Below are 19,385 nucleotides of genomic sequence, written 5' to 3'. Positions count from 1 at the left end.
AATTCATAAGTTTAAATGAACTAAAAGTACTAAGTTAGTTCAATACCCCCACTTACCTTATTAAGTGGGGGTACCTGAGAATTGCCATACTGCTAGCTTTCACTCACATAGTGTAAGCTCTTAGTAGATATTGATTTATCGTTGCTTTGATTCTCTCTAAACGGCCTGAAATATTTGCAATATCAGTTAAGCCCAGTGCATGATCCTCTAACTTCTTAAAATCTGCTTTTCCTTCTACAATATCTTTACCAATTCCACTTCTATAACTAGAATAACGATCCTCTACTATACTATCCAACACTTTATCTTCCACTAGCTGATTGGCTACTTTATATCCAATCGCGAATGCGTCCATACCTGCAATATGCGCATGGAAAAGATCATCCTGTTCAAATGAGCCTCTTCTAACTTTTGCATCAAAGTTTAATCCACCTGATCCTAAACCACCATTTTTTATAATTTCATACATTGCTAGAGTGGTAGAGTACAGGTCTGTTGGGAACTCATCCGTATCCCATCCAAGTAATGGATCCCCTTGGTTAGCATCAACTGACCCAAGCATGCCGTTGACTCTAGCATAACGAAGCTCATGTTCAAATGTATGTCCAGCAAGCGTAGCATGGTTTGCTTCAATGTTAAATTTGAAATAATCCTGAAGACCGTAGCTTTGTAAAAACGCATGAGCAGTTGCTACATCATAATCATATTGATGTGTTGTTGGTTCTTTTGGTTTGGGCTCGATAAGGAATTGCGCATCAAAGCCAATCTCTTTTGCGTAGTCTACTGCCATATGGAAGAAACGCCCAAGGTTATCTTGTTCTAATTTTAGATCTGTATTTAGTAGTGTTTCGTATCCTTCACGTCCACCCCAGAATACATAGTTCTCCCCACCTAACTCTTTTCCAATTTCTAATTGCTTTTTCACTTTAGCAGCAGAATAAGCAAACACATCTGCATTACTGGAAGATGCTGCTCCGTGAACAAAGCGTGGGTTAGTAAAGTTATTAGCTGTATTCCAAAGCAACTTCACTTTACTATCTTTCATATAATCTTTGATCATTGCTACAATTATATCTAAATTTTGATTGGATTCTTTTAATGTACTACCTTCTGGAGCAATATCAACATCATGGAAACAAAAATATGGAACACCCAGTTTTTCAAAAAACTCAAACGCTGCTTCGACTCTTGCCTTAGCTAAATCCATCCCTTTAAATTTATCCCATGTACGTAGCATCGTTCCTGAACCAAATGGATCAGAACCATCAGCTGTAAAAGTATGCCAGTAAGCCACACCAAATCGTAAATATTCTTCCATCGTTTTTCCATTAATTTTTTCTTTTGGATTGTAAAATTTAAATGCAAAAGGGTTTGTCGAATCTGGACCTTCATACTTAATTTTGTTAACGTTTTCAAAATGACCCATGTAAATCCCTCCACTTTTTCTTTTTACTTAACTTTATGCGTTAATTATAACAACCCCAACTTAGTTTGTCTACTCAATAAACTAAGTTTATGATAACATAAATTAATATCCGTTAAGATGAGAGTGAGTTGATCATAAATGAATCAAACATGGAATCAACATGTAGTAAAAAAGGAAAATAAAACCTTAGTTTTAGAAATTATTAAAAATAAGTCCCCTATTTCACGTGCAGATGTAGCCCAAACTACTGGACTAAATAAAGGAACAGTCTCTTCTTTAGTAAGTGAATTACTAAATGAAAACCTTATTTATGAATCTGGTCCCGGTGAATCTAGTGGTGGCAGACGACCTGTCATGCTGCTATTTAATCAGCTAGCAGGCTACTCTATCGGAATTGATTTAGGTGTTAATTACCTTCTTGGGATTCTAACAGACCTAAATGGTGAAATTATTCAGGAAGAACGTGTAAGTTTTGATGATTTATCTTATGAAGAAATCGTTAATCAATTATTTCACATCATCGATCCATTAATAGCCTCTGTACCTGAAAGCCCTTATGGGATAATTGGTATAGGAATTGGTGTACCCGGAATTGTAAATAACGAAGGAGAGGTTCTCCTCGCTCCAAATTTAAATTGGAAACAAATCAAACTTAAACAAGTAATTGAAAATAAATATGAATTACCGGTGATTGTAGAAAACGAAGCAAATGCTGGTGCTTACGGGGAAAGTAAATTTGGTGTGGGACAGTCCTTTGAAAATATCGTGTACGTAAGTGTTGGTGTTGGGATTGGAGTTGGACTAGTTCTGAACCGCAACCTATATAAAGGTAGTAGTGGATTCTCAGGTGAGATGGGACATATGACCATTGAAGCTAGTGGTCTGGATTGTCGATGTGGAAATAAAGGATGTTGGGAGCTTTATGCCTCTGAACAAGCATTGATAAGAAAAGCAAAGCAACTGAATCTTGTTCCCCCAGAAGGGCAAGAACTTTCCTTTGACTTTCTTGTTGAACACGCTGATTCAAATAATCAAATTGTTCAACTATTTGAAGAAATTGGTGAATACCTAGGTGTTGGCATTACAAACATTGTCAATACATTTAACCCAGATCAAATCATTATTGGTAATCGAATTGCTACTGCTCAAAAGTGGATACAACCAAAACTTTTCAACCGAATTTATAACTTTGCTTTAAAACAACACTTGCATAATTTAAATATCAACTTTACACAACTTACCACGCATTCAACCGCTCTCGGTGTAGCAGCTTTTGCAATTGAGAAGTTTCTAGAAGTAGATATTATTCATTAATTAGAAAAAGGAGAGGAATATTTCCTCTCCTTAGATTTATTTCTCCAACAACCATAGAATACTCGTCACACCTCTTGGATAGTATCTACTTGCGGATATTTCCCCTGCAATAATCTGGTCACTCCAACTCCAATAAGAGAGCTCTGGATGTGTTAGCCAATCAACATGTGCTTCATCCGCTTTATGCCCTTTTTCATCCCATGGAAGATTTAGAACTTCTCGATAAACAAATTGACAAAGGTATATTTTACTCAACCAAGAGTTATCACTAGTTGAGGATAACTTCCAACCACCATCATTAAATAAACATATACCAGGCTCTAATACATTCGTTATATGTTTTTTCAACGTTTTGATAAAGAAGCCAAATTTCCCATCTTCTGACAAGTATTCCTTTGTACCTGTAAAATAAGGAAAAATCAATCCCTCGATCGCAGGAATAATTTTAGATTGATTTCCTTCTGAAATAACTGCAGGGATATACCCTTCTTCTGTCATCTCACTTGCTATAGAGTTTGCACATTTCATGGATTGGTCCCTAGCTAGTAAAGCTAAATCATAAAGCTCAAGCTGATTAAACAGCTTTTCCAAGGCTACATATACTCCCCAACATTTTGTTGCAATATAGATATTATTACGTGACTGACCAAGCGAAACGTCAAGACTGTCATACGTAGTAATCTCGGCCCCACCCATTGTCATAGAACTATCTAGTCCCATTAATCCATTTCGTAAAGAAGGATATGGGTTATCACGGTTCATCATACTTTCAAATGCTAGTTTAATGGTCTCAAGATGCTTTTCCAGAAATACTTTATCATCTGTTTCATGGATATATACAGTTATACAGCATAGCCAGTTTATCAGTTCCTCGTGAGTCATATACGAGAAACAACCTTCAATTCCAGCTATCTCATATGCAGAATGCCCTGGCCGAGAAAATACATTGGCTACACCCATATCATGTGTAAAGCTAATGCCTCCTGGGTAAAGCTTATCTTCTTTCAGAAAACGAACTTTATCCGTATAGCTATAGCGGTTTATAAATAACTCCAACTCATTTTTCACTGTCCAAGGATTCAGTTTAAGTTCATAGAATAATTGATCTACTGTTAAATCAAATGTATTCATCATCCGATATTCACCCTCATTAACAACCCATATCGGACTACCCATCTTATCTTCAAGTAGTTGGGTATTACCATAATAGCTTTGTATGGAGTGTGCCATCATAAATTTTTGACTTTCCGATAAATGATCTGTCTTTAACCATTCTGTCACCAACTCGGATTGTCCGATTAAACGTTGGAAATGTGTCAGTGCATAGGCTGCTACCTCTTCAATTGATTGATAGTATCGTGTATAAGTATAGGATGTATCTATTCCGGAAGTCACAATCCCTCCCTTGTAAAAACATATCGCAAAATCAAACTCCTTGATTTCATTTGCTGGTACCTCCATCAAGAGTGCACCTGTTAAGCCTAACCCAAACCCTAAATTAATTTCATGCTCAACAGTTAGCACCTTATCAATAGTAAATCCCAAGCCCGCTTTAACGGATGAATCCTTTGAAACAATAGCAGTTTGTCTACCTTGCCCAACACCAATGAATTCCCCGTTACTAGTATCATCTAATCTTCGCATCGCATTATATGGGTCACTACCTTGGTAGCCAAAAAAAGCTCTTCTAACTTTATTGTTGCCTCTGTTATCGACAATTACCTTGGCGAAAACAGCAGGGAGGATAGCGTCTTTTAGATCCTTATCTTCTGCAGTTTTTGGGTCTGGCACACTTTTGATTGGTGAATAGATCTTAAATGTTAGGTCTCCTGCATTCCATGTATCCATTCCTAGTTGGAAGTCACGAGAAATATCCTGATCATCAAAATACTCTATTAACCTATCATTCGCTTTTGCCTGATCGTTCCCAACAGCAAATCTTGCTAAGTCCTCTTCTGTATTACCAAAGAAAGGTAGTGCTTGATAGGAGTCACCTGACCGCTTTTCCACACCAATATATACATTTTCGTTGGCTGGTTTATCAAGCTCAAGACCCAAACCTCCCTTTGCACCTTTGAATCCAAGTGTAAAGCTTGCAAATGCACCAATTGGTGAGTGGTGTGCATTAAAGAAGATATTTTTATTCATGGTATCACTCCATTCTATTAATAAATGAAATCACATAACTAACAAGTAGATGATTACGCTTTCATAATTATCTTTGTTTAGCGAGTGAACTATTTAGCTAATATTCTATCTACCGCTTTATCTTTTATCAAGGCTTTGAAAGAACAACCAAATAAATATGGTATTTCTAACAATAATAATTGAACTTTTCAATTTCACCCCTTCATCAAAATAACTGTACTAGAGTGAATTTCCATAGAATGCGAAGTAACTTATTAGGTGGGGCTACGGAAATTCACTTCGCTTTCCGTGGGCTCGCGCTGAGCCTCCTCGCTCGCACAGAACGCTCCCTGTGGGGTCTCAACGTCTTCGCTGTTCCCACAGGAGTCTACGTGAATTTCCTCCGCTCTCAGTTATGGAGTGTTTGCAATTAAGAAAACAAAATCCAGCTCCTATTAGTAAGTGATTGGAGTGGAGGGCAGTTGACTCCTGTGGGAAAAGCAACAGGTGAAGACCCCACAGGAAGCGGTTTTCTTCCGAGGAGGCTGAGGCGTTGCCCACGGAAAGCAACTGCCCGGAGCGGAAAGCAACGTTGCACTCATCCTTTTCAGCTAAATATTTACACTATGTCGCATTTTATCTCAACTACGACAATAACAATCTAATATTTTATAAAATAAAGACGCATAGATTAGAAGATTAATCCATACGCCTTTATTTTATATATTGGTTTTTATTTCCCCATTAATGCAACCATTAACGCCTTCTGAGCATGTAGGCGGTTTTCCGCTTCTTGGAACACAACAGAATGCTTTCCATCAATAATTTCTGCTGTTACCTCTTCTCCTCTATGAGCAGGCAAGCAATGCATAAAGCTAAAGTCAGGTTTCGCTAAAGACACTAATTTCTGATTAACCTGGAACCCTTCAAAAGCCTTTTCTCTTTCTTTTTGTTCACTTTCTTGCCCCATACTTGCCCAAACATCTGTATAGATTACATCTGCGTCCTTAACTGCTTCGAAAGGGTCTTCTGTAACTACTACACTTGTTCCTTTAGCAAACTGCTTCGCTTTGTTTGTAATTGTCTCTTCTGGTTGGTAGCCAACTGGGGCTGCAATACTAATATCCATCCCCATTTTAGCTGCTCCAATCATCAAGGAGTGTGCCATATTATTTCCATCACCAATATAAGCAACCTTAATCCCTTCTAATCTACCCTTTGTTTCCATAATCGTTTGCATGTCAGCAAGCACTTGACATGGGTGATACGTATCCGTTAACCCATTAATAACCGGAATGCTTGCATTTGTTGCCAATGATTCCACGTCAGTCTGGGAGAAGGTACGGATCATGATTCCGTCTAAATAACCGGACAATACCTTTGCTGTATCAGCAATCGGTTCACCACGACCAATTTGAATGTCTTTTGAGCTTAAAAATAAGCCAGTTCCACCCAATTGATATACACCAACCTCAAAGGATACACGCGTTCTTGTAGATGATTTTTCAAATATCATTCCAAGTGTTTTACCCTTTAATGGTTCGACTATGTCTCCGTTCTTTCTTTTTTCCTTAAGATCTGCTGCAAGATCTAACAAATAGCCAATTTCATCCGGGGTGTAGTCTGCTAATGTTAAAAAATCCCGACCTACTAGTGCTGATTTAAGATCAGTTGTTCCTAAAGTAGTTGTCATCTTATTGCACCCTCCTTTTTATTCACTTGATTTTTACCCTGTTGGTATTCGTTAATCGATAGCGGCAATTCTTGTTTAGACGTTGTTGCCTTTATATATACCTTTAAAGTGTCGAGCGACGTTAAACAAATCGTATCAGACTTTAGTGCTTCTTCTCTTAACTTAACATGCTCATCATTATCTCCACTTTGGTTTGTGTCACAAATAAACTTAAACTTATTGTCTAAACACATATCTTGTGCTTGTTGTACCGTAATAACTTGATCAACTATAATTCCATGGTTTTGTAAAATACTTGTAGTCTCTTGGTCTGCTGTTAACTTCCCTTGTAAATTTAACAACTCTTCTTTAAGATCTTCCTGAAATTCCTTAAGTGAAAGGTAAACTGAATCTTCCGGTTTAATCTCTCTTAAACTATCTTCTTTCCAATTAAATGCTTTTGCTAATGCACCCTCAACAGTTGTACCTAATCCAATTGCTTCCCCAGTAGATTTCATTTCAGGTCCGAGAATTGGGTCCACTCCTGGTAGTTTATTTGTAGAAAAGACAGGCATTTTCACTGCATAATAAGGCACTTCTTTGTGTAAACCTAAATTCCAGTCTTGGTTTTCTAAAGATTCCCCCATTTGAACACGAGTTGCTAAATCTACCATTGGCACTCCTGTCACCTTACTAGCGATTGGTACGGTTCTAGATGCACGAGGATTCACCTCTAAAACATAAACTGTTTTCTGATCCTGACTTATTACAAATTGGATATTCATAATCCCTTTAACATCAAGTTTCGCAGCTATTTTCTTTGTATAGTCTTCAATAAGTTGTTTGTGTAACCCCGTAACGTTAGGGGAAGGGAAAATAGCTATACTATCCCCTGAATGAACACCTGCTCGTTCTACGTGTTCAAATATTCCAGGGATAAGTACATCTCCACCATCACATACCGCATCAATTTCCACCTCTGATCCAGTTATGAACTGGTCAATCAACAAAGGGAAGATCCTCGAATTTGCAGATGTTTGATTGATCTGTTTTAAATAATCTACTAATTGTCTCTCATTACGAATAACTACCATACCTCTTCCACCAATGACGTAGGATGGCCGAATTAATATAGGATAGCCTATCTTACTCGCAACTTCTTTTGCATCCTCGACAGCCATCACTGTTTCACCAGGAATATGGGGAATATCTAGTTGTCTAAGCAATTGATAAAACTGATCTCGATCTTCTACCGCTTCAATAGAAGCAAGTGACGTTCCTGTAATGGATACTCCTGCCTTACTTAAGCCCTCAGCCAAATTAATAGCCGTTTGACCTCCAAATTGGACAAGTACACCATCCGCATTTTCTTTTTCAACAATATGAAGGACATCCTCCTCAGTCAAAGGTTCGAAATATAAATGATCTGCCGTATTAAAATCTGTACTTACTGTCTCAGGATTATTGTTTACTACAACAGAATCAATACCTTGGTCCTTCAAGGACATAGCAGCATGCACGGAACAATAATCAAATTCTACTCCTTGACCAATCCTAATTGGACCTGAACCAAGTACAACCATTCTTTTCTTACCTGATAGCTTTTCTACTTCATCTATCTCGTTCCAAGAACTATAGAAATAAGGAGTGTCTGCCGAAAACTCGGCTGCACACGTATCTACCATTTTATAAGAAGGAACTAGATTGATAGATTTTATTTTGTTACGTACGGTATGAATATCTTGGTCAAATATATTTGCAAGCATCACATCAGGAAAACCAAAACCCTTTGCCTTTCTTAAGTCCGTCTCTTCTAGATCAGTCCATTGTTTAGAAGCCAACGTTTTTTCCATTGTAATCATGGATGCTACTTCATTTAGAAAGTACTTGTTTATTGCAGTCAGTTGATGAATATCTTCTATCGTGTAGCCTCTCCGAAACGCCTCACCTATCACAAATAGTCGTTCATCTGTAGCCTCTACCATTTCGTGCTCTAACTCTTGGTTCGTTAACGTCGATAGAGTAGGCAGATGTAAATATTCTAACCCCACCTCTAAGGATCGGATCGCTTTATTTAATGCAGCAGGAAAATTCCTCGCAAGCGCCATTACTTCACCAGTTGCCTTCATTTGAGTTCCTAGCAGTCTGTCAGCTTGAGCAAATTTATCGAACGGCCATCTCGGGATTTTCACAGCAATATAATCAATCGCAGGCTCAAAGCTTGCATACGTATCCCCTGTAATTGGGTTTAACACCTCATCTAAATGATAGCCTAATGCTAGCTTTGCAGCGATACGAGCAATCGGATAACCCGTTGCTTTGGATGCAAGTGCACTAGATCTACTTACACGTGGATTCACCTCAATAATGACATACTCATTACTATCTGGGTTAAGAGCAAACTGGATGTTACAGCCACCAATAACACCAAGTTCACGGATAACCTTACAAGAAGAAGTACGTAGCATCTGATATTGACGATCATTTAATGTTTGGGAGGGGGCAACAACAATACTATCACCAGTATGAACGCCTACAGGGTCAAAATTTTCCATGTTACAAACAATGATGCATGTATCATTGGCATCACGCATCACTTCATACTCAATTTCTTTCCAACCCTTGACGCTTTGTTCAACAAGGACTTGGGTGATCGGACTAGCATGCAAACCACTCTTTACGATCGTACGTAGTTGCGCTTCATCTTTCGCAATTCCGCCACCAGCCCCACCAAGTGTATATGCTGGACGTACAATAATAGGGTAACCAACAGAAGATGCAAATTGAATGGCTTCTTCTACTAAACTGGTAGATAAGCTCTCAGCTACAGGTTCATTTATGTCATTCATCATCGATTTAAATACTTCACGATCTTCCCCTTTTTGGATCGTGTCTAATGGTGTTCCAAGCAATTCCACATCAAATTTCTTAAGAACACCCTCATTTGTTAGTAAAACGGCCAAGTTCAAACCTGTTTGCCCACCTAACGTAGGGAGCAAGCCATCTGGTCTTTCCTTTTCAATAATGTTTGTTAATGATTCACACGTTAATGGTTCTAAATATACTTTGTCGGCGATATTTTCATCTGTCATTATAGTTGCTGGATTATTGTTGACAAGAATTACTTCAATACCTTCTTCTTTAAGTGCTAAACATGCTTGAGTACCGGCATAGTCAAATTCAGCTGCCTGCCCAATCACAATAGGGCCTGAACCAATTACGAGTACTTTTTTTATACGGTCAAGTTTAGGCATGCTGTTTCTCTCCCTTTGCTACAATCTCGTTGAAAAAATTCACAAATATATCATGTGTGTCGATTGGTCCTGGATGTGCTTCAGGATGGAATTGTACCGTCGTCACTTGTTTAGTCTTGTGAACTAATCCCTCTACAGATCGATCGTTGACGTTAATATGTGATACATCCCAGCTCGAATTGTCGACAGAATCAAAATCAACCACGTAACCATGATTTTGTGATGTTATAAGAACTTTACCAGTTCGTAAATCTCTTACAGGGTGATTACTGCCTCGGTGCCCATATGGAAGTCGCTTAGTTTTCGCACCATATGCCAATGCAACAAGTTGATGTCCAAGACAAATCCCTAGTGTAGGATACTTATCAGAGATTTCTCTAATGTTTGTCGCCAAATGACTAAGTGCTTTTGGATCCCCTGGTCCATTTGAAAGAACTACCCCATTAGGATCCAGTTCACTTATTTGCTCCACTGTAGTATCAAACGGAACAACGGAAACGTCACATCCTAAATCTAGTAACGAATGTGTAATAGAGTGTTTATAACCAAAATCCATCACTACAACATGAGCTCTCTGTTTCCCACTTAAAGATTTAGTTGATGGAAAGTGACTAATCTTCGTGACGGAAACCTTTTTAACGATTTCCGGATCTACACTGCAATGCTGTGGAATATCTGTTTCATCACTCGTAAGCTTCCCGTACACTTCTCCATGTTCACGAATGATTCTTGTTAAGGCCCTCGTGTCTATATCGTATAATGTCGGTATCTTGTGTTCTTTTACCATATCTAATAAAGAATGAGTAGATTGGTAATGTTCTGGTGTATGGCAAGGATTTGAAACAATTAACCCCGATAATGATGGTTTGATACTTTCCGAATCCAGTTCATTGAAACCGTAGTTTCCGATTAAAGGGTAAGTCATCGTTACAATTTGGCCAGCATAGGATGGGTCGGTCATAACTTCCTGATATCCTGTCATAGCAGTATTAAAAACCATTTCCCCTTCTGTAGCAGTTGTTTTATTCAGCCACTTTCCTTTCAAAACATCCCCTGTGTTTAGTACAAGAAAACCTAGTTCTTCATTCACGTCGCGGTCCCTCCCGATTTTCAAAGATAGCCTATTTATCGTTGGATAAGCCTAATATTTATACCGAATAATCTATATTTATGCATAGATGGATATAAAAGAAGAACTAAGCCTCCCTTTGAAGGCAGGGACCTAGTTCTTTTTTTATCAAATTCATCCTAATCAGCTAATAATACTTCAATTTTTTGAGCATGTTCCTTAATCCAACTTGAACTATTTTCGAACAATTGCTCTGCTTTTAAGATCTGTTCTTCTACACGGTTTTTCGCTGTACCACCAGCTACGTTACGGGCATTCACTACCGCTTTTGGAGAAAGAACATCATAAATATCATTTTCAATTAAGGAAGAAAATTGTTTAAATTCCTCAATTGCAAGATCCAGTAAATATTTACCTTCATTTATGCAATGTAATACTACCTGACCAACTACGGCATGCGCCTCTCTGAAAGGTAAGTCCTTTCCAACGAGATAATCCGCTAAATCTGTAGCATTTGAATAATCCTTAGCAACTGCTTGATACATATTTTCCTTTTTTACATCCATGGTTTCGATCATTGGAGCAAATAAGGCAAGTGCACCTTTTAATGTTTCTACTGTATCAAACATTCCTTCTTTATCCTCTTGCATATCTTTATTATATGCAAGCGGTAATCCTTTTAAAGTAGTGAGCATTCCCATTAAATGGCCATACACCCTACCTGTCTTCCCCCGAACTAGTTCTGCTACATCCGGGTTTTTCTTCTGTGGCATCATGCTGCTCCCTGTACAGAATGCATCATCTAGCTCCACAAAGTTAAACTCCGCACTAGACCACTGTACAAGCTCTTCACACAACCGGGATAAATGCATAGAAACCAAAGATGCATTTGATAGAAATTCTACTACAAAATCACGATCACTTACTGCATCTAGACTATTTTCACAGATACCATCAAAATTTAATTTATCTGCAACATAATGTCGATCAATAGGAAAGGATGTTCCAGCCAATGCACCGGCGCCAAGCGGCGATTGATTAACCCGCTTGAAGCTATCTGCAAGTCGATCAACATCACGTTGAAACATAAATACATACGCCATCATATGATGTGCAAATAGCACTGGTTGTGCCCGTTGTAAATGTGTATAACCTGGAAGAACGGTATCAAGGTTCTCTTTTGCTTGATTGTACAATGCTTGTTGTACATCCACTAGTTGCTGACTAAGTGTGATAAGTGCTTCTCTTAAATATAACCGCATATCAAGAGCGACTTGATCATTACGGCTTCTTCCAGTGTGTAACTTCCCACCAACAGGTCCGATTTCATCAATTAATAATTTTTCAACATTCATATGAATGTCTTCATTATCTTCTGTTAATTCAGCTTCACCAGCTTTTATTTTTTCAGCTACAATTTTTAGGCCTTCCGCAATGGTAGCTGCGTCACTTTCAGGAATAATGTTGCACTTCGCTAGCATCTCAACGTGGGCAAGACTTCCTTGAATATCGAACTGAGCTAGTTTTTGATCAAAACGGATAGATGCCGTATATTCATCCACTAATTCATTTGTTGGTTTAGTAAAACGTCCGCCCCATAGTTTCATTGCTTCACTGCTTCCTTTACATCGATTACTGTTTTTTCAATTGAATTATCCTTTTTCTTTTGAGCTTTAGTTACTGAAGAGTGAACCTGTGTTGGTAATCCCCACAGCTTAATAAATCCTAATGCTGATTCGTGGTCAAACGCATCACCTTTGTTGTAAGTTGCAAGATCAAAGTCATATAAAGAATTAGAAGACTCACGTCCAATAACTAGCGCATGACCTTTATATAATTTCACCTTAACAGTTCCAGAAACATATTCTTGTGTTTGTTCAATAAATGCCTTTAGTGCATCCGTTAATTGGGAATACCATAAGCCGTCATAAACAGTTTGTGCTAGCTTTTGTTCAACAGTCGGTTTAAATTGCGCTACTTCTCTTGGTAACGTTAATGCTTCAAGTTCTTGGTGAGCAGCAATCAACGTTAGTGCTGCAGGACACTCATATATTTCACGTGATTTGATCCCCACTAAACGATTTTCAACGTGATCAATACGACCAACACCATGTTGACCAGCAATACTATTCAACTTAAGGATTAGTTCATCCAATGGTAAAACTTCACCATCTAAAGAAACAGGCTTACCTTTTTCAAATGAAATGTGAACTACTTGCGGCTTATCAGGAGCGTCCTGTGGATCAACCGTCAGTTCGAACGCTTCCTTAGGTGCCTCTGCCCAAGGGTCTTCTAAGATACCACATTCATTACTACGTCCCCATAGGTTTTGATCGACACTATATGGATTATCCAAATCTACTGGTACTGGAATACCATTCTCTTTTGCATAAGCTATTTCTTCATCTCTTGTCATTTTCCATTCACGAACTGGAGCTACAATCTTTAGGTTCGGATTAAGTGCTGTAAATGCAACGTCGAATCTTACTTGGTCATTCCCTTTACCAGTACACCCGTGCGCTACTGCTGTAGCTCCTTCTTTTTCTGCAATATCAACTAGGATCTTTGCAATTAACGGACGAGACAACGCAGAAACTAATGGATATTTTCCTTCATAAAGTAGGTTTGCTTGTAAAGCAGGTAACACGTATTCATTTGCATACAATGATTTGGCATCAACAGTATAGGATTTGATTGCACCTACATCAATTGCTTTTTTCTTAACAAATTCAAGATCCTTACCTTCTCCAACATCCAATCCAACTGCAATAACATCATAATTATACTTATCTTGTAACCATTTGATAGCAACCGAAGTATCTAGTCCACCCGAATATGCTAATACGATCTTTTCTTTACCCATTTAAAATCTCCCCTAACGTATATAGTAAAATGAAATCTTTTATTTTTGATTGTGTATGAATTATTATGCACTATTAGGTATATTAATTCAACAGTAAAACATAATTTTTTCAAAGTTTTTTTCTTTCAATTATTCTTCACTAACTTATGAACAAATTGCCTATACGTGATAATAAACCTAGATATAGTCAGGCCCAAATTAATACGGGATCTTTTTGTAATAGAAAGCTATTTGGAACATTTACTATCCATATAAATAAGTATGCGTTATGCAGTATATTTTATATTCTTACAAAAGACTGTAACTTAATAACACTTCTCCTCGACTTATAAAATAAAAAGGGTGTGTCGCATGAAGAAATGGATTACGACTATATTATTTTTAATTATTAGTAGTGTTCTCTTTACTGCGTGTCAATCAAACGATGAGTCAGCAGAATATGAAAGTACGGCAGAAGACACAATGAATACGGAAGCAGTTGAAGAGAAATCAGAAGAATTCAAATTGAAAGAAGAATCAGCCACAACAGACCAAACAGGTTCTCAAGATCAAGAAACAAAAGCAACAGATTCAATTGAAAATCCAACTAAAATAAACCGAAAGATTATCTATACTGCCAACCTTCGATTACAAGTTAAACAGTACAACAAAGCCGTTGATGAAATAAATACACAAATACAAGAAAAGGGAGGTTATATAGTAGAATCACATACGTATGGAGGTGCTGATGATCAATTAAAAGAAGGGATGATCACTGCTCGAATTCCACAGGAACAATTTCAGACATTTCTCCAATTTATCGAAAACGGGGATATGAAGGTCCTTGAAAATTCTGTGTCAGGTGAGGATGTAACAGAAGAATATGTGGATCTAGAGTCAAGACTCAAATCCAAAAAGGTTGTGGAAGAAAGGTTATTGTCCTTTATGGAAAAGGCTGAAAAAACAGAGGATCTTCTTAAGATCTCAGAAGATTTGGCCACCGTTCAAGAAGAAATAGAACAAATCACTGGAAGATTGAACTATTTACAAAATAAGTCTGACTTAGCAACCGTAACCATACACTTACAAGAAAACAAAGTAAATATTCCCTCTGTAAACAACAAAGAACTTAACACATGGGAAAAAACAAAACAACAGTTTATGAAAAGTACAAACTTCTTACTGTCGAGCTTTTCTGGATTATTTGTATTCATTGTTGGTAGTTTCCCTTTACTATTAATCCTAGGAATTGTTTGTTTTATAATTTATAGAATTTCGAGAAAGAATCGACAAGAAAAACAAAACAGGAATTAAGTGAAAAAGCGAGGACTTGAATAAGTCCCCGCTTTTTTACTATTTCTGGTTATTTTGCATACTTTGTTCAGCGATACTGATCATTCTTTTGACCATCTCGCCCCCCACTGATCCGTTTGCACGTGCAGTTGTATCGGCCCCTAGTTGAACACCGAATTCATTAGCGATCTCTTCTTTCATATTGTTCATCGCATTTTCAGCACCCGGCACTAACAATTTATTATTATTATCTGCCATAACCGATCACTCCTTGTGGGATAATAGAACAACAGAAGTAAGTTGTTCACTCTTTAATATATGGAATTCCCTTTATCTTAAACCTGTAAAGATAAGGAAAAGCTATATAGAATAAATTGTTTTAGTTTAAAATAAATATGATTTAAGTTAGGCTTTTAACAAATGTCACTCAATTATCGGAGGGTGTTATGTCTATAAATGTTTCGCTTATTCAAATGAATGTTACATTTGGTAATCCGAAAGAAAATCAAGAACGAATTAGCTCATACTTTTCACAAGTTAACTTTAATACCACAGATATTGTAGTCCTGCCAGAGTTATGGACTACTGGTTATGATCTTAAACGATTAGATGAAATTGCTGACAACAATGCTAATGACACAATATACTTCATTTCTAAATTAGCAAAAGCCAACAACGTTAACATTATTGCTGGATCGATAGCAAAGAGGACGGGTAGTAAAGTTACTAATACTATGATCATATTCAACCGAAAAGGTGAAGTCGTTAAACACTATGATAAAGCTCATCTTTTTCGACTGATGGAAGAAGATAAGTACTTAACAGGTGGTTCTCTTGATGGTGTATTTGAGCTCGACAATACAAAATGCGCAGGGGTAATTTGTTATGATATCAGGTTCCCAGAGTGGATACGTACTAATATGCTTCATAATACCAAAGTACTTTTCGTTGTAGCAGAGTGGCCAAGGCAACGAATAGATCATTGGCGAGCATTGCTAATAAGTAGAGCCATTGAAAATCAAAGCTATGTAGTAGCATGTAATCGAGTTGGCTCTGATCCAAACAATCAGTTCGGTGGCCATTCTATGATCATTGATCCTTGGGGGGAAGTAGTAGAAGAAGCCCTAGAAGAAGAAATAGTGATACACGGTGTAATTAATCCTGATCTAGTTGAAGAGGTTAGAAATACGATTCCAATTGATTCAGACCGAAGACCAGACATTTATCAACTATATCGTACTAAATAAAAAACAAAAATCGAGTATAATTATACTCGATTTTCTATTTATAAGCTTTTCATGTTATTGGGCTTTTATAAAGATAAGTGCTATTGCTCGATAATTTAATAAATTCTATTACGGTGCCCCCCATGATTAACTGAACCTATCCCATTATCAAATGAGATCGCACTTTTAATAGCTTCATAAACAAATTCTTTCCCTATATATACAGATTCGCGTAAAGGCGTTCCTTTTGCTAATTCAGCTGTAATAACTGCTGAATACGTACAACCAGCACCACTAGTATGAATGGTATCTACTTTGCTTGAATTAAGCTCGACTATTTCATTACCATCATAAAATATATCTGTAGCAGTCTCTGACATTGGCCCACCTTTTATTAATACAGCCTGACACCCTAGCTTATACAGCTCCACAGCTGCCTGTTTTAATTCAGCTATAGTTTCAATGGTTTCAACATTTAAAAGCCTTGCTGCTTCATATTTATTAGGTGTAATAATAGTAGCTAGAGGAATTAGTTCACTTTTCACTATTTCAATTGCTTCGTCGGCTAAAAGCTGCGATCCCATTTTCCCAATCATTACTGGATCCACTACGAGGTTTTGGATCGGATGTTCCTTTAACAAACTAACAACTAGCTCAATAATGTCTTTGGAGAAAAGCATACCCGTCTTCGCAGCATCAATCCCTACATTTGTTAAGGACGTATAAAATTGCGCCTTAATTTGTTCTACTGGATGAAGAAAAATACCTCGCTCGGTCACAGGGTTATTTGCAACAATTGCTGTTATGGTACACATTCCGTAGACGTTTCTCTCCTGAAATGTTTTTAGATCAGCTTGTATCCCTGCACTTCCTTGTGCTGCTGCTCCTGCTATTGTTAATGCTCTTGCTATAGCCAAATTATCCTTCTCCTTTTATTTCCTTTTCTAAATATAATATACTGTAAATATTAAAAACTTTTTATTGGAGGTGTCATCCCATTTTCTCTTCCTCAATTAATCTATTCCGTTTCTCAGGCTTAATCGAAGGATCTTCATTAATCATCCTTCTATTCATTGCAATGCCACTTAAGTATATGGCGAATTCACCTGAAGCAGTAACTATTGTAGGTTCGATCCATGGGGCACTGTTTTGCATATACTTACTCATGATAGCCTACACCACGATAACTATTCGTTGGGCATGGAAGTGGCCAGTTATGTCAGTCCTAGTTGCTTTCATCCCCTTTGGAAACTTCTTGCTAGACTACTACATACGAAAATCTAATTTAACCAAAAATAAGATGGAGGCTTAGTGCTTCCATCCTTTTGTTCTTTTTAACATAACGCTCCAATCCAAAGTTATCAAGGCCATTATATTGCGATCAAAAACCATACGATCATTAATAATTGAATCACTACTTTAGCAATTGATCCACCTAGAAATCCTAATAAAGATCCGATTGCCGCTTTAAATGAATCATTTGAGGATCGCTTTTGTAAGAGCTCAACTAATAATACAGCCACAAAAGGTACAACAATTATTCCAAAAGGTGGAATGATGAATGATCCAACAATGACCCCAACAGCAGCCACTCTCTCTCCCCATTTACTTCCTCCATATTTCTTAACAAAGTAACTGTTTGCTATAATATCCGAAACAATAAGCACGATCGTAAGTACAACCATCGCAGTCCAAAATATCCAAGACAAATTTCCAGTTGATAAAAAGAAGAAGTAAAGTAAGAACCCAATCCATAAAACAAGTGGAGAAGGGATTAGGGGAAAAATAATTCCAACAAAACTAAGGACAAAGCAAACAATAATAATTGCCCATATTAAAAAATCCATGTAACACGCTCCTATTCATCTTTTCGATTCAAGTAAATAGTAACCCCTGAATAAAAGAGGTTACTAACCAATTATTCAGCTAATTTATCAGCAAATACTTTCACGTATGGAGGTAAATCCGGTGGACGGCGGCTTGAGATGATATGTCCATCCACAACAACTGCTTCATCTATCCAAGTTGCGCCAGCATTAGTCATGTCATCTTTTATCCCTGGCGTACTTGTCACTTGTTTCCCGTTCAGTATATCCGCCGATATCAATACCCATCCAGCATGGCATATTTGACCAATTAACTTTTTATTATCATCCATATGTTTAATAAAGTTGATAACCTCTGGATATCTCCTTAATTTATCTGGTGCCCAACCACCTGGTACAAGGATGGCGTGATAGTCCTCTGGATTTACATCTGTAAAAGCATAGTCTGATTCTGCTGGGACACCATATTTACCAACATATTTTTTATTTGCTTCTTTTCCGACTAAATCAACAGTTGCCCCTTCCTCTCTTAGTCGCAAAACAGGATACCATAACTCCAAATCTTCAAAGTCGTCCTCAATAAGTGCTAAAACCTTTTTATCTTCTAATCGCAAAATAATTTCCTCCTTTTTATTTCGTATAACTAGTGTAACAAATAATAGCTACTATTTACGAAGATTGCTTTTTCTTAAACGCTTCTATCATTATTCCTGATACCTTTTGAATATTACTTGGCAATTGATTCATTGAAAAGTATTTTACATCCTTACTTTCCCCATCTAACATGTTTATGTTACCAGTTACAGAATTAGTTTCATACAATCCTATAACATTATAAACCTCATCCTTATTCGGATATTTATAATAGAGGTGTTCCCCTGAAAGTAGATCAACAAACGTTAAATCGTCGGCTACTAAGCCTGTTTCTTCGTATAATTCTCTTTTTGCCGTCTCCTCAAAGGTCTCTCCTAATTCCATTGCACCACCTGGCAATCCCCAATCATTCGTATCTGAACGTAGCTGTAAAAGTAAATGTTCCTCTTTATTAAAAACCATTACTCCCGCTCCTACCATAATGATCGGCCGAGTGCCAATTTCCTTACGAAGATCCCCAATATAATTTGCCATCGTTCCCTTTCCCTTCATACCTATTTTATAAAAAACTATTATTGAATACCCTTTTCTATTCCAACTACGTATTTGAGATAAAATCTGCAGTAACTTATAAGAACCTTTGGATATGTGCTTGAACTCGTTCCGGCAGAATACTCCGCTTTCCGTGGGCACGGCCTCAAGCCTTCCCGTGACGCAAAGAACGCTCTTCCGGGATCTTCAC

16 protein-coding genes are annotated in these 19,385 nt (G+C 37.5%); 4 read left to right on the top strand and 12 right to left on the bottom strand.

Features of this window, described 5'->3' with window-relative positions:
• Positions 1-103: 103 nt before the first annotated feature.
• Positions 104-1,426, bottom strand: coding sequence for a xylose isomerase (gene xylA / locus H7K77_RS12310; RefSeq protein WP_186578144.1), 1,323 nt, complete (start codon positions 1,424-1,426; stop codon positions 104-106).
• 138 nt (positions 1,427-1,564) lie between these two features.
• Between xylA and H7K77_RS12305 the strand changes: the two genes are divergently transcribed.
• On the top strand, positions 1,565-2,740 hold the full coding sequence (locus H7K77_RS12305) for an ROK family transcriptional regulator (protein ID WP_186578143.1): 1,176 nt from the start codon (positions 1,565-1,567) through the stop codon (positions 2,738-2,740).
• Between the two features lie 36 nt (positions 2,741-2,776).
• Here H7K77_RS12305 and H7K77_RS12300 read toward each other — a convergent pair whose 3' ends face one another.
• From H7K77_RS12300 to H7K77_RS12275, 6 genes are all read right to left on the bottom strand, one after another.
• Positions 2,777-4,888, bottom strand: coding sequence for a glycoside hydrolase family 52 protein (locus H7K77_RS12300; RefSeq protein ID WP_186578142.1), 2,112 nt, complete (start codon positions 4,886-4,888; stop codon positions 2,777-2,779).
• 712 nt (positions 4,889-5,600) lie between these two features.
• A complete protein-coding gene (argF, locus tag H7K77_RS12295; RefSeq protein ID WP_186578141.1) occupies positions 5,601-6,560 on the bottom strand; it encodes an ornithine carbamoyltransferase in 960 nt (319 codons plus the stop codon).
• Complete coding sequence (gene carB / locus H7K77_RS12290) at positions 6,557-9,793, bottom strand: carbamoyl-phosphate synthase (glutamine-hydrolyzing) large subunit (RefSeq protein ID WP_186578140.1); 3,237 nt, start codon at positions 9,791-9,793, stop codon at positions 6,557-6,559. Before carB ends, argF begins: the two co-directional genes overlap by 4 nt.
• Positions 9,786-10,883 (bottom strand): carbamoyl phosphate synthase small subunit, encoded by a 1,098-nt coding sequence (locus H7K77_RS12285; protein WP_186578139.1) that lies wholly within the window; start codon positions 10,881-10,883, stop codon positions 9,786-9,788. The genes carB and H7K77_RS12285 overlap by 8 nt, the downstream gene beginning before the upstream one ends.
• A 158-nt stretch (positions 10,884-11,041) precedes the next feature.
• Entirely contained in the window at positions 11,042-12,469 is a 1,428-nt protein-coding gene (argH, locus tag H7K77_RS12280; protein WP_186578138.1) for an argininosuccinate lyase, read from the bottom strand.
• On the bottom strand, positions 12,466-13,725 hold the full coding sequence (locus H7K77_RS12275; protein WP_186578137.1) for an argininosuccinate synthase: 1,260 nt from the start codon (positions 13,723-13,725) through the stop codon (positions 12,466-12,468). Before H7K77_RS12275 ends, argH begins: the two co-directional genes overlap by 4 nt.
• Positions 13,726-14,076: 351 nt before the next feature.
• Here H7K77_RS12275 and H7K77_RS12270 point away from each other — a divergent pair, with 351 nt between their 5' ends.
• The gene (locus tag H7K77_RS12270; protein ID WP_186578136.1) at positions 14,077-15,018 is read left to right on the top strand and encodes a DUF4349 domain-containing protein; all 942 of its coding nucleotides are present in this window, start codon (positions 14,077-14,079) and stop codon (positions 15,016-15,018) included.
• A gap of 39 nt (positions 15,019-15,057) precedes the next feature.
• Here H7K77_RS12270 and H7K77_RS12265 read toward each other — a convergent pair whose 3' ends face one another.
• Positions 15,058-15,255 carry an alpha/beta-type small acid-soluble spore protein gene (locus tag H7K77_RS12265; protein ID WP_186578135.1) on the bottom strand — a complete coding sequence of 66 codons (198 nt, stop codon included), beginning with the start codon at positions 15,253-15,255 and terminating at the stop codon, positions 15,058-15,060.
• A 188-nt stretch (positions 15,256-15,443) separates the two neighbouring features.
• On the opposite strand from H7K77_RS12265, the gene H7K77_RS12260 reads away from it, so the two are divergent.
• Positions 15,444-16,244, top strand: a complete 801-nt coding sequence (locus H7K77_RS12260; protein ID WP_186578134.1) for a carbon-nitrogen family hydrolase — start codon at positions 15,444-15,446, stop codon at positions 16,242-16,244.
• Positions 16,245-16,339: 95 nt separating this feature from the next.
• Here H7K77_RS12260 and thiD read toward each other — a convergent pair whose 3' ends face one another.
• Entirely contained in the window at positions 16,340-17,140 is an 801-nt protein-coding gene (thiD, locus tag H7K77_RS12255; RefSeq protein ID WP_222599348.1) for a bifunctional hydroxymethylpyrimidine kinase/phosphomethylpyrimidine kinase, read from the bottom strand.
• An 80-nt stretch (positions 17,141-17,220) separates the two neighbouring features.
• On the opposite strand from thiD, the gene H7K77_RS12250 reads away from it, so the two are divergent.
• Positions 17,221-17,535: a DUF3817 domain-containing protein gene (locus tag H7K77_RS12250; RefSeq protein ID WP_186578155.1), complete on the top strand. Its 315-nt coding sequence runs from the start codon at positions 17,221-17,223 to the stop codon at positions 17,533-17,535.
• Between the two features lie 58 nt (positions 17,536-17,593).
• Here the strand turns inward: H7K77_RS12250 and H7K77_RS12245 are convergent, their stop codons facing one another.
• From H7K77_RS12245 to H7K77_RS12235, 3 genes are all read right to left on the bottom strand, one after another.
• Positions 17,594-18,070 carry a DUF456 domain-containing protein gene (locus tag H7K77_RS12245; protein WP_186578133.1) on the bottom strand — a complete coding sequence of 159 codons (477 nt, stop codon included), beginning with the start codon at positions 18,068-18,070 and terminating at the stop codon, positions 17,594-17,596.
• A gap of 71 nt (positions 18,071-18,141) precedes the next feature.
• Positions 18,142-18,663: a type 1 glutamine amidotransferase domain-containing protein gene (locus H7K77_RS12240; protein WP_186578132.1), complete on the bottom strand. Its 522-nt coding sequence runs from the start codon at positions 18,661-18,663 to the stop codon at positions 18,142-18,144.
• A 55-nt stretch (positions 18,664-18,718) separates the two neighbouring features.
• A complete protein-coding gene (locus H7K77_RS12235) occupies positions 18,719-19,177 on the bottom strand; it encodes an NUDIX hydrolase (protein ID WP_186578131.1) in 459 nt (152 codons plus the stop codon).
• Between the last annotated feature and the right edge of the window lie 208 nt (positions 19,178-19,385).

This window comes from Aquibacillus kalidii (genome assembly GCF_014280935.1).
Taxonomy (GTDB): Bacteria; Bacillota; Bacilli; order Bacillales; family Amphibacillaceae; genus Aquibacillus_D; species Aquibacillus_D kalidii.
The sequence above is the reverse complement of the archived record's forward strand: the minus strand, read 5'-3'. Positions and strand labels throughout refer to the sequence as shown.

What these genes read in the sequence shown, in the direction of transcription:
- xylA (WP_186578144.1), bottom strand. Translation starts at nt 1,426, where the DNA reads ATGGGTCATTTTGAAAACGTTAACAAAATTAAGTATGAAGGTCCAGAT.
- carB (WP_186578140.1), bottom strand. Translation starts at nt 9,793, where the DNA reads ATGCCTAAACTTGACCGTATAAAAAAAGTACTCGTAATTGGTTCAGGC.
- H7K77_RS12265 (WP_186578135.1), bottom strand. Translation starts at nt 15,255, where the DNA reads ATGGCAGATAATAATAATAAATTGTTAGTGCCGGGTGCTGAAAATGCG.
- H7K77_RS12270 (WP_186578136.1), top strand. Translation starts at nt 14,077, where the DNA reads ATGAAGAAATGGATTACGACTATATTATTTTTAATTATTAGTAGTGTT.
- H7K77_RS12305 (WP_186578143.1), top strand. Translation starts at nt 1,565, where the DNA reads ATGAATCAAACATGGAATCAACATGTAGTAAAAAAGGAAAATAAAACC.
- H7K77_RS12245 (WP_186578133.1), bottom strand. Translation starts at nt 18,070, where the DNA reads ATGGATTTTTTAATATGGGCAATTATTATTGTTTGCTTTGTCCTTAGT.
- H7K77_RS12235 (WP_186578131.1), bottom strand. Translation starts at nt 19,177, where the DNA reads ATGGCAAATTATATTGGGGATCTTCGTAAGGAAATTGGCACTCGGCCG.
- argF (WP_186578141.1), bottom strand. Translation starts at nt 6,560, where the DNA reads ATGACAACTACTTTAGGAACAACTGATCTTAAATCAGCACTAGTAGGT.
- H7K77_RS12260 (WP_186578134.1), top strand. Translation starts at nt 15,444, where the DNA reads ATGTCTATAAATGTTTCGCTTATTCAAATGAATGTTACATTTGGTAAT.
- H7K77_RS12275 (WP_186578137.1), bottom strand. Translation starts at nt 13,725, where the DNA reads ATGGGTAAAGAAAAGATCGTATTAGCATATTCGGGTGGACTAGATACT.
- argH (WP_186578138.1), bottom strand. Translation starts at nt 12,469, where the DNA reads ATGAAACTATGGGGCGGACGTTTTACTAAACCAACAAATGAATTAGTG.
- H7K77_RS12300 (WP_186578142.1), bottom strand. Translation starts at nt 4,888, where the DNA reads ATGAATAAAAATATCTTCTTTAATGCACACCACTCACCAATTGGTGCA.